Genomic DNA, 8,223 nt, shown 5'->3' with positions numbered 1-8,223 from the left:
GCCGGACCGCCAAAAATATAGACATCCACGCCGTCCGCCGACGGAACATCCACCAGCATCGTCTTGGCGCTGAGCGTCCGCTGACGATACAGATCCTGCGTGTTGTCGGCCGGCCCGCCGCCGGCCCCGGTTGCGCCCCGTACGGCGGTCGGCGCGACGTTGCCGGAATAAAACGAGGCATAGCGGGCCGTATCCACATACACGCCGTAGCCTTCCGTTGAGACGTAGAACGGGACGGGAGCGTGGGAATCACCTAGACTTCCCTCCGGATCGTCCGAGGGTCGCAGAAAGACACGCCGGTCGGTCTTGTCGAACAGCTTTGTGTTCAGGCCAAGGCCAAAAATCCGCTCCTCCGTCGTCATCGGCAGCGTCACGGCGCAGCCGCGCCCCGTCGTCCGAAAGGTGATGTCATCGAGTGAAAATGGAGGCCGGTCGCAGGGCGTCAAAGACGAGAAGCCTTCTTTGTGAATTGGCGCCGTGCGAAAGCTGAGCGGCGTCAGCTTTTCCGGTTTTCCAAAGCGAATGCGCCAGACGCCCGGGGCCACTTGCTCCGCTTTGCCGGCGCCACTTCCACCATGTTTCATTGTCGCCGCCTCCACGCGTCCCAATGTCCTGGAAGCGTCACCCCAATCGGTCACAGTGGCGGCGGTCGCAACCGCGGCCAGCCCCATCAATTGCCGCCGCGTCATTTTCTCAATGTTCATTAATGATTCGATTTCACCCATCCCATATGCTGCGAACATTCTATGTCATGCGCGCCGCCGACGTCAAGCCTTAAAGGCCTTAGCGAACAGAATGACGCAGGAACATCGCGACGCATCATCGAACCTGCGCCCATGAATCCATTGCCCCATCTCCAGCGCACCGGCGGAGGCGCGCAGCTTATTGTCGAGGGCGCGCCATTTCTGATGCTCGCCGGCGAAGTCCATAACTCCAGCTCCAGCAGCCTCGCCTACATGGAGCGTATCTGGGAGCGCATGGCGGCGCTTCACTGCAACACGGCGCTGACGCCGATCAGCTGGGAATTGATCGAGCCAACAGAGGGAGAGTTCGACTTCACACTCGTCGATGGACTGCTGGAAGGCGCGCGGCGGCACAATTTGCGGCTCGTCCCGCTCTGGTTCGGGGCCTTCAAAAATGGACGTTCGACCTATGCCCCGGAATGGGTCAAAACAAATTCTCAGCGCTTTGTCCACGCGCAGTCGCATCCTGGCCACGATGTGCTGCCCCTGAGCTGCTTTTGCGAGGAAACCATAGAAGCCGACGCGCGCGCCTTCGCCGCGCTGATGCGTCATCTGCGCGAGGTGGACGCCGAGCAGCAAACGGTGATTATGGTTCAGGTAGAAAATGAGGTCGGCCTGATGCGCGCCCCCCGCGACTTTTCCGCGCCCGCCGAACGCGTCTTCGCACAGCCAGTCCCGTCTTCCCTCGTCGATTATTTGAGCACCCATACCAAAACACTTCATCCCGCGCTCTCCCAAATACAATTCGACGACACCCCAAGCATGACCTGGAGCGATATGTTCGGCGGCGACGCCAACGAGGCGTTCATGTCCTGGGGCTTCGGGCGCTTTGTCGGCCGCGTCGCCGAAGCAGGGCGAGCCGAATATCCACTGCCCCACTTCGCCAACGCCTGGCTCGTGCAGTACGACGGCCAGCCGGCGGGCGAATACCCCAATGGCGGTCCCGTCTCGCGCATGATGGACATCTGGCGCGCCGCCGCGCCGGCAATCGAATTCCTCGCCCCAGACATCTACATTGACGACTTCGCCGGCGTCTGCGCCGACTACGCCCGCCCCGGCAATCCCCTCTTCATTCCCGAAGCCCGCCGTGACCACACAGCGGCGGCTGGCGCCTTTTACGCCATCGCCGAGCACTCCGCGCTCGGTTTCTCCCCCTTCGGGATTGAGAGCATCGGAGGGGCCGCTTCAGAAACCATCGCCGGCCCGGTCGCCGACGCCTCCCTCGGAATCCAGACCGATCCCAGCGGGCTGCTCCTCGCCCAGACCTATCGCCTACTGTCGGACATGACCCCGATCATCGCGCAGCATCAAAATACGGGCGCCATGCGCGGCATTCTCCAAAAGACAACGCCCGACTTGGGATTAGAGATCGGCGGCTATCGCCTGCAAGTCAAATTTCCCACTCCCCTCAATCCCGGCCAGCCCCCGGCAGGCGGTCTGATCATCGCTTTGGGCGAAGGCGATTATCTCGTCGCCGGCTTCAGCTTCTCGGTGCAATTCCATCCCGCGCCCGGCAGCCCCGGCGAAGTCGATTTCCTGGAAATCTCCGATGGAGACTATCGTGACGGCGAATGGCTCCCCGGCAGAAGGCTCAACGGCGACGAATACGGCGTTCGCCTTGGCGCAGCGCCCAGCACACGCCGCGTGCGTGTCTATCAGCATAATCCGCCCATTTGATCGCCGGCAAATGACGATGCAACCTTTCTCCGGGCCGTGGGTCTCACTTGCCGAGAGAGCAATCAGGAGAACAGGTCATGCTTCGACAGAAATATGTGGGATATCTTGGGGCGTGCCTTGTAATAGGCGGCGTCACCTTTATCGCAGGATGCAAGGCGCAGCCGAAACAAAGCGAAATCGGCGCCGAAATGCAAAGCTTGAAATCTTCCAAAGACCCGAAGATGCAAGCGGCATGGCAAAAAATCGAAAGCGGCCCCAAGGATCTGGCCGCAGAGATCGCCGCCGCACGCAGCGAGGGCATCGATATCAACGCTGCCCCGCCAGTCATCCCACCCGATCAGGACGCCGCGCCGATCTACAAGAAGTGGAACGCGCTGCGCAAAGCAAAGATCATACGGATGCCGAATTATTCCACCGGTCCCAGCTTAAGGTACGCCTATACCCCCGAACAGATCTCCGTCATGGAACATCTCATCGACGATAACCCGGACCGCTTCGCGCTGCTACACGAAGCAACTGACCGGCCAAAATTCACGCCTTCCGATCCAGTGTTTCCCATCTACGCCAGTATGCGAGAAGGGACGCGGGAGATCGCGCTTGAGACCTTCGTCGAAGCCAACAGAGGACATATCTCCCAAGCGATCCAAAATCAAAGACGCGCTTTCCATATCGCCGCGCATACGGCCGCTCAGGGAGACATGAGCGGCTGGATGACCGGCGTCGCTATCGAAGACATTGCTCTGTCTGGTATGCGGCAAATTTTACAGCGAACCGGTCCAGACATCAACGCCAATCAACAAGTGGCTCAGGCAATGCACGCCTCCCTCCCCGCCCTTTCCCTCAAAACAGCGCTGACAGGCAATTTGAGGACGCGTCACCTATTCCTTGAGCAAGCGCGTCGTAATTCGGATTCAGAACTCGATCGTTTTATTCGCCAGGACTATGATCCCGATACAAAGACGCCCTTGATTGTTCTTGCCCCAGAGGAGCGAGAGTTTGCACTGAACTTGATTGACGCATCGGAAGCGCGCTATCTTGGGGAGATGCGCACGCTGATCGCCGCCGCAGACAAGCCAGTATCACAACGCCGCGCTGTATTTCAGCAAGTGCTGCAAACAACCCCGAACGACGACGGACCTCAAGCGCATCTCTACCAACTCCAAGAACTGACCGCTATGTTCGGCAGTGCATCCCTGCCCTGGGATCAATCGGACACACTGCTGCATGCAAACGAGCAAGTGACGCTCGCCGGCGCCGCGATTTTGGAGACGAAGGCCCGGACAGGGCAGTATCCCGCCACGCTTCCCGAAGGCTTCGTCGATCCGTTTACGGATAAGCCATTGATCTATCAGCGTGAAGGCGGCAATGGGTTCGTTGTTTATAGCGTCGGCGCCGATGGCAAGTACGATGGACAAGCAAGTAGCGAGGCCCGACTGATGAAGCAGGCCATGTTTCGTTACCCCGCGCCGCCTCCGATCCCGCTGCCGGCGTGGATGAACAAGTGATCGGATTTTCTTAATCACATTAAGAAGGAAAAAGCCCTGAGCAGGACGAAACCTCAAGCACTATGTTGACCAACGATCAGGCTTTAGAGATTTTCAAGGAATCGGGCGCGCTGCTGGAGGGACATTTCCTCCTGGCGTCCGGATATCACAGTGCGACCTACCTGGAGAAATTCCAGGTATTGCAGTTCCCCCAGCATGTCGAGCGGCTCTGCCGCGAGATCGCCGAGCGCTTCAAGGACAAAGAGGTGGAGCTCGTGGTCGGACCGACCACGGGCGGGATGCTGCTGGCTTATGAAGTCGCCAAGCATTTGGGGACACGCAGCATCTTCGCGGAGCGCGGCGACGACGGTGTGGGACGCGTGTTCCGTCGTGGTTTTCAGATCACGCCCGGCGAGCGCGTTTTGGTAGTCGATGATATTTTGACCACCGGCGGCAGCGTTCGTGACACCATCGACGCGGTGCGCCTGCATGAAGGCGACCTAATGGGCGTCGCGGTCCTCGCGGACCGCAGCGGCGGCAAGACCCAGTTCGGCGTTCCGCTGGAGGCGCTGCTGACGCTGGACGTGGAGAAGTTCGCGCCCGACGCTCTGCCCGAATGGCTCGCCGCCATTCCGCTGACCGAACGCGGCAGCAGCCAGCTGCTTAAGCCCGGCGCTTAGTCGCCGGCTCGCGGATACACGCGCTTATCCAGCGTATTCGTATTCACTAATATAGAGATAATCAACACCGATGCCTATGTCTCCAGATCTTGCGACCCCGATTGACGGCGCCAGCGTCGCCAGCGCTTCGTACCGGCTGAGCAGCGCCGGGTTCCTGCCGCGCGCCCGCGACTGGCAGGTGCAGCTTTATGAGAGACTGTCCCAGCAGGAGAGCGACGCCGGGTACCTGCTGCTGGCGCCCTGCGGCGCCGGCAAAACGGAATCCGTGGTGATTCCCGCCCTGGGCCTGCGCCGAGGCGGCGCGCCGAGGCGGCTGTTCCTGATCGCGCAGGACGGCTCACCGCTGGATGATTATCTCTATCGAATGGGGCCGTATCTGAAGTCCTGGGCTTCGTCCGACGAAGTCCCCCGAACCTTGATCGTCGTTCCCGACGGGCCGGGCGAGGAAGTATTCGGCATTCGGTACTGCGCGGATGGAACGGAAGAGCCCACCGAAGAGATGAACCCGCTCGAAGCGGATGTCGATCTGGTGGTGACAACGTTCCATCGGTTCCTCGATCTCTTCTTCGGCGGCGGCGGCGTCCATGGACTGGCGTCCTCCTTTGCGCCCACCGAAGGCGGTCTGCGCCGGGATCTTTTCTTCTTCGACGAAGCACACGGCTACTCGGTCGACGCTTTCTCGCGATTCCACCGTCTGGTGGAGTTCTTATTCGCTCAGGATACGGACGTTATTATCTCAAGCAGCACCATGCCGCCGCCATTCCAGGAAGAACTCAGCTTTCTTGAACCGATCGATGCGCCAGGAATTGCGAACGCCGCCGCTCCCACGATCCAATTTATCGCCACCGACGATGCTCTGGAGGAGATCGAGCAGCAGATCCGGCGCTCTTATTACATTAACTCACGTGTCTTCGGCGTCTGCGAAACGCCCGTGGACGCCGACACTTTGCGATCGCGCCTGGTCGGCTCATATCCGCACAGCGTCTTTTTGTACCATCAGGGCCAGCCTGCTTCCGAGCGGCGGCGCATCTATGCGCAGCTGCGCGAGCTGGAAAAAGAAGGCGAAGGATACTTGCTGCTCACGACCGGAGACGCCGTGGAGAACAGCGATCTTGACGCCACGGTGCTGATCAGCACCGTATGCCCACCCGAAAACCTCATTCGGCGCGCGGGACGCTGCAACCGGCGCGGGGATCTGCCCGATGCGAAGATCGTCATCGTGGGCGCTCGCATTGAGCACGCCTCACGGACGCTGAACCCCACCCAGGAAAGCGCCTACCTCGCGTATCTCATCACCGCTCAGGATATTGTGTTTTTGCCGGAAGAGTGGCGACGGTTTATCTAAAAATAAATTCCCCATAACCGCGCAGCGTTTTCGTGAAATATTCGTTGTAGTGAATATGGATACCATCAATACACATTTCGCAGCGCCGCTCGCCTGGATGTTCACCGTCATTGCGGTCATTTTCGCGTTAGGTCTTCTGCCGAAGCTGGCGCGCCGGTTTTATCCGATGTCGCCCGCTTTCCGCGTGCGTTTGGCGGCGCCGATCATCTTCGCGCTTCTGGCGGTCACCTGCGCGCTTGGGATCGCCATCCAAACACTCTCCGCCATTACCATCGCCGGCCTCACGCTAATCATCGGGCGACGGCGACGAGTATAACTTTTTCACACACCATTGACAAAAAGGGACATGCGTGGGTACTATTAAAATCTAACTAAGTTAGATTTGATTTCGGAGCAGCGAGCGACGAAGTATCTCAACTTTTTTTGACGCAAAAACCTAACTTAGTTAGATTTTATAGTACCGAGAGGATCAGGTCACCACAATGGACGAAAGCACACAGCATGATAAGCCTACACAGACGAAGATCGCCGGCGCAGCTTGCCGGGAAGTGGTTGAAGTCGTCATACCAAAAATTACGGAGCCGAGCGGGTTCCTGATCAGACGCAGGCCATGCGAAGAGCCGGGGGCAGGTCAGGTCTTGGTGCGCGTCGAGGCGACTGGCGTTTCGTTTGCGGAGCAGTCGATGCGGCGTGGACGCTACCCTGGGCAGCCGAAGTTCCCATTTGTCCCTGGATACGATCTGGTGGGAGTGGTGCTGCGGGTTGGGGCAGACGTCTCCCCCACCCTGGTCGGCGCGCGCATCGCCGCCCTGACAAAGACCGGCGGCTGGACCAACCTCGCCCTGCTCTCGGCGAAGGAAGTCATGCCCATTCCCAACACGCTCGACGCCGCCGAGGCGGAAGCGCTGGTGGTGAACGGCGTGACGGCCTGGCAGATGCTTCATCGCAGCGCGCGCGTCAAATCGGGACAGACAGTGCTCATTCATGGCGCAAACGGCGGCGTCGGCACAATCCTGGCGCAGATGGCGATTGAAGCCGGAGCCACGGTGATTGGGACTGCCGCGCCGCGCCATCATGATGCGCTTCGGGTGCTTGGAGTGGATCCTCTCAATTACAAGGATCCCAATCTTCTGGAGAGTATCCGACGGATCGCGCCGATGGGAGTGAACGCCGCGTTCGATCCCATCGGCGGCAAAAGCGCCGAAATCTCCTTCCAGGCGCTAGGCCGCGCCGGCGTGCTGGTGAGTTACGGGATCGCCGGCGAACTGAAGGGCGAGGGCCCCGTCGTGATCCCGTTTCTGAAGCATGTCGGGCGCCTGCTCTGGTGGAGCGTCGTTCCAAACGGACGTAAAACGACATTCTACAACGTCTGGGCGGGACATACCGTGCAGCGCGGCGCGTTCTACAATCGCTTGAGGGAGGATTATAGCCGTGTCGTCAGCCTGCTGCAAAACGGGAAGCTGACGCCGCAAATCGCAGCCCGATTCCCACTGGAACAGGCTGTGGCGGCCATGGAGCTTGCGGAGTCTCGAACCGCGTACGGTAAAGTCATTCTCATACCCGACTAGGCGGCCGCCCGGATCGCCAAACTGCCAGCCATTATTTTCCGCCGCTTTGAATAATTGTACAAATTCTGGGTATAAGTATTACCAGAAGGCGGTGTGAAGATGCGGCTGGGATTTGCGGTCAAGGTGCTGGGCGCGGGCGGCAATCAAACTACGGTGGACCCCGTCTCCACGCTGAAGTCCAACGACGCTCGCCGATGGCAAAGCGAACCGCATGTGCGTCAGTCTATTGAGTATGTCGCCGAGATTTTTCACTACCTCGCAAAGAACGATATCCACATGTATCGGATGTCGTCGGACTTTGCACCCTATCTCACGCATCCCGATCTTCCACAGTTTCACAATCAACTGACCGAAGCCGCCGGCGAGCTCGCCGAGTTGGGCGCGCTGGCGCGTAAGTACGATATTCGTCTCAGCCTGCACCCCTCGCAATATATTCTTCTGAACGCTCTCGACGAAGAAGTGGCGCGTAAATCGATTATGGATTTGAATGCGCAGGCGCAGATTCTGGACGCCATGGGCTGCGGTCCGGAAGCGGTCGTCGTAACGCATGTCGGCGGCGTGTACGGGGAACACGACGTGAGCTTACAGCGTTTCATTAATAGATGTCGAGTCTCATGTCATTATGAACAAGTGGGGATGGCGTTTGAGGAGCGCATGTGGTAGTCTTCTTGGTAACCACACCAAAGAAAATCAACCACATGCACTTCCATTCTAACGCATCCACCA

The 8,223-nt window shown here is 59.3% G+C and carries 7 protein-coding genes and 1 pseudogene; 7 read left to right on the top strand and 1 reads right to left on the bottom strand.

Annotated features, from left to right (window positions below; genetic code table 11):
- Positions 1-704, bottom strand: a pseudogene (locus ABIZ35_RS27175) (hypothetical protein); the annotation flags it as partial.
- Between the two features lie 132 nt (positions 705-836).
- On the opposite strand from ABIZ35_RS27175, the gene ABIZ35_RS27170 reads away from it, so the two are divergent.
- The 7 genes from ABIZ35_RS27170 (at position 837) to ABIZ35_RS27140 (ending at position 8,160) form a co-directional block, all read left to right on the top strand.
- Positions 837-2,420: a DUF5597 domain-containing protein gene (locus ABIZ35_RS27170; RefSeq protein ID WP_348223079.1), complete on the top strand. Its 1,584-nt coding sequence runs from the start codon at positions 837-839 to the stop codon at positions 2,418-2,420.
- A 77-nt stretch (positions 2,421-2,497) separates the two neighbouring features.
- Positions 2,498-3,925 (top strand): hypothetical protein, encoded by a 1,428-nt coding sequence (locus ABIZ35_RS27165; protein ID WP_348223078.1) that lies wholly within the window; start codon positions 2,498-2,500, stop codon positions 3,923-3,925.
- Positions 3,926-3,987: 62 nt separating this feature from the next.
- On the top strand, positions 3,988-4,584 hold the full coding sequence (pyrE, locus tag ABIZ35_RS27160) for an orotate phosphoribosyltransferase (RefSeq protein ID WP_348223077.1): 597 nt from the start codon (positions 3,988-3,990) through the stop codon (positions 4,582-4,584).
- A gap of 70 nt (positions 4,585-4,654) precedes the next feature.
- Positions 4,655-5,929, top strand: a complete 1,275-nt coding sequence (locus ABIZ35_RS27155; protein ID WP_348223076.1) for a hypothetical protein — start codon at positions 4,655-4,657, stop codon at positions 5,927-5,929.
- Between the two features lie 55 nt (positions 5,930-5,984).
- The gene (locus ABIZ35_RS27150) at positions 5,985-6,245 is read left to right on the top strand and encodes a hypothetical protein (protein WP_348223075.1); all 261 of its coding nucleotides are present in this window, start codon (positions 5,985-5,987) and stop codon (positions 6,243-6,245) included.
- 166 nt (positions 6,246-6,411) lie between these two features.
- On the top strand, positions 6,412-7,497 hold the full coding sequence (locus ABIZ35_RS27145) for a medium chain dehydrogenase/reductase family protein (protein ID WP_348223074.1): 1,086 nt from the start codon (positions 6,412-6,414) through the stop codon (positions 7,495-7,497).
- A 99-nt stretch (positions 7,498-7,596) separates the two neighbouring features.
- Positions 7,597-8,160 carry a hypothetical protein gene (locus tag ABIZ35_RS27140; protein ID WP_348223073.1) on the top strand — a complete coding sequence of 188 codons (564 nt, stop codon included), beginning with the start codon at positions 7,597-7,599 and terminating at the stop codon, positions 8,158-8,160.
- Positions 8,161-8,223 lie beyond the last annotated feature (63 nt).

This window comes from Capsulimonas sp., from assembly GCF_039929585.1.
Classification (GTDB): domain Bacteria; phylum Armatimonadota; class Armatimonadia; order Armatimonadales; family Capsulimonadaceae; genus Capsulimonas.
This window is presented reverse-complemented; position numbering and strand designations above follow the sequence as displayed.

Bases quoted from the DNA above. Each gene is read 5' to 3' on its own strand.
- ABIZ35_RS27145 (WP_348223074.1), top strand. From the start codon at position 6,412: ATGGACGAAAGCACACAGCATGATAAGCCTACACAGACGAAGATCGCC.
- ABIZ35_RS27170 (WP_348223079.1), top strand. From the start codon at position 837: ATGAATCCATTGCCCCATCTCCAGCGCACCGGCGGAGGCGCGCAGCTT.
- ABIZ35_RS27140 (WP_348223073.1), top strand. From the start codon at position 7,597: ATGCGGCTGGGATTTGCGGTCAAGGTGCTGGGCGCGGGCGGCAATCAA.
- ABIZ35_RS27165 (WP_348223078.1), top strand. From the start codon at position 2,498: ATGCTTCGACAGAAATATGTGGGATATCTTGGGGCGTGCCTTGTAATA.
- pyrE (WP_348223077.1), top strand. From the start codon at position 3,988: ATGTTGACCAACGATCAGGCTTTAGAGATTTTCAAGGAATCGGGCGCG.
- ABIZ35_RS27155 (WP_348223076.1), top strand. From the start codon at position 4,655: ATGCCTATGTCTCCAGATCTTGCGACCCCGATTGACGGCGCCAGCGTC.
- ABIZ35_RS27150 (WP_348223075.1), top strand. From the start codon at position 5,985: ATGGATACCATCAATACACATTTCGCAGCGCCGCTCGCCTGGATGTTC.